We start from the raw sequence: 2,308 nt of genomic DNA, 5'->3' as shown, positions 1-2,308 counted from the left end.
CTTTACATCAGCGGCCAGATTCCGGTCGCCAAAGACGGCTCGGTTCCTGACGATTTCGACAGCCAGTGCTGGCTCGCATGGCGCAATGTCGAAGCGCAGCTGCACGCAGCCGGCATGAACCTCGACAATCTGGCTAAGGTGACGATCTTCCTTTCCAGCCGCGCTTACGCGCTCGACAATCGCCGCATCCGCGCCGAAGTGCTCGGCGACCGCAAGATTGCGATGTCGGTGATCATCGCTGGCATCTTCGACGAGGCTTGGCTTCTGGAAATCGAAGGCGTGGCAAGCGCCTGATCCGCCAAATCACCTCACTTGAGTCATTTTACGCGCAACTGGACATAACTCCATGAAATCCCATGTGAAAGCGGTTGTTATCGGCGGCGGCGTGGTTGGCTGCTCGGTGTTGTTCCACCTCGCCCGCGCCGGCTGGACCGACGTCATGTTGATCGAGCGCTCGGAACTCACTTCCGGCTCGTCCTGGCATGCCGCCGGCGGTTTCCACACGCTGAACGGCGACCCCAATGTTGCCAAGCTGCAGGCCTACACGGTGCAGCTCTACAAGGAGATCGAAGAGATTTCGGGCCAATCCTGCTCGCTGCACCTGACCGGCGGAGTGATGCTCGCCGATAGCCCGGAGCGCATGGATTTCTTGCGCCTGGCGCACGCCAAGGGCCGCTATCTCGGCATGGACACCGAGCTGATCACACCGTCCGAGGCCAAGAAGATGTTCCCGCTGATGGACGAAAAGCACTTCGTCGGCGCCATGTGGGACCCGGTCGAAGGCCATCTCGATCCTTCCGGCACCACGCACGCCTACGCCAAGGCGGCGAAGAAGCTGGGTGCTGAGATCGTGCTGCGCAATCCGGTCAAGGAATTGACGCAGGACCCCGACGGCACCTGGAACGTCGTCACTGAGCAGGGAACGGTCAGAGCCGAGCACGTCGTCAATTGCGGCGGCCTGTGGGCGCGCGAGATCGGCCGAATGGTCGGCGTCGAGTTGCCGGTGCTCGCCATGGAACACATGTACCTGCTGACCGAGCCGATGCCCGAGGTCGAGGCCTTCAACAAGGAAACGGGCCGCGAGATGATCGGCGTGCTCGACTTCAAGGGCGAGATCTACACGCGCCAGGAGCGCAACGGCATCCTGCTCGGCACCTATGAGAAGGCCTGCAAGCCGTGGTCCCCGGTCAACACGCCGTGGGATTTCGGTCATGAGCTGCTCGCGCCAGACCTCGACCGCATCGCACCCTCGCTTGAGGTTGGCTTCCAGCATTTCCCCGGCATTGCCAACGCCGGCATCAAGCAGGTGATCAATGGCCCCTTCACCTTCGCGCCCGACGGCAACCCTCTGGTCGGCCCGGTCCAGGGCCTGACCAATTTCTGGTGCGCTTGCGCTGTCATGGCCGGCTTCAGCCAGGGCGGCGGCGTCGGGCTCGCGCTCTCCAACTGGATGGTCCATGGCGACCCTGGCTTCGACGTCTGGGGCATGGATGTCGCGCGCTGGGGCGAATGGGCGAGCCTGCGCTACACCAATGCCAAGGTGCGCGAGAACTATTCGCGCCGCTTCTCGATCCGCTTCCCCAATGAGGAGCTACCGGCAGCGCGCCCGGCGCAGACCACGCCGCTTTATGACACGATGGTGGCCAACAACGCCGTCATGGGCGACAGCTGGGGCCTGGAGACACCGCTATGGTTCGCGCCAAAAGGTACCGACCCCAAGGACATCGTCTCGTTCCACCGCTCCAACGATTTCGAGCATATCGGCAACGAGGTCCGCGCCACCCGCGAGCGCGTCGGCGTCACCGAAATCGCCAACTTCGCCAAATATGAGGTTTCAGGACCGGCGGCAGAGGATTTCCTCAACCGGCTGATGACCAATCGCATGCCGAAGAAGGGCCGCATCGTGCTGACCCCGATGCTCAATGAGTTCGGCCGCCTGATCGGCGACTTCACCATTGCCAAGACCGGCGACGACAAGTTCATGATCTGGGGCTCGTCGGCGGCACAGAAGTACCACATGCGCTGGTTCGAAAAGCACCTGCCCGGGGATGGGTCGGTTCGCATCCACCGCTTCGACCAGACGCTCGTCGGCCTGTCGATAGCTGGTCCGAAGTCCCAGGCGCTGCTGGCCAAGCTTGTCGACGAAGACGTGTCGAGCAAGGCCTTCCGCTTCATGGATTTCCGCGAGATGGCTGTCGGCGGCGCGCCCTGCATGGTCGACCGCATCACCTATACCGGCGATCTCGGCTACGAGATCTGGATGGCACCGGCCTATCAGCGCCTCGTCTACAAGGCGATCAAGGAAGCC

At 62.7% G+C, this 2,308-nt stretch carries 2 protein-coding genes; both read left to right on the top strand.

Annotated features, from left to right (window positions below; genetic code table 11):
* The coding region (locus AC1DUU_RS29790) for a RidA family protein (protein ID WP_476786920.1) at nt 1-294 on the top strand (294 nt) is incomplete at its 5' end.
* A gap of 52 nt (nt 295-346) precedes the next feature.
* The coding region (locus tag AC1DUU_RS29785) for a GcvT family protein (RefSeq protein ID WP_476786919.1) at nt 347-2,308 on the top strand (1,962 nt) is incomplete at its 3' end.

This window comes from Aminobacter sp. P4_H6_2 (assembly GCF_056400805.1).
Note: the sequence above shows the minus strand (reverse complement) of the source record. Positions and strands in the feature narration are given on the sequence as shown.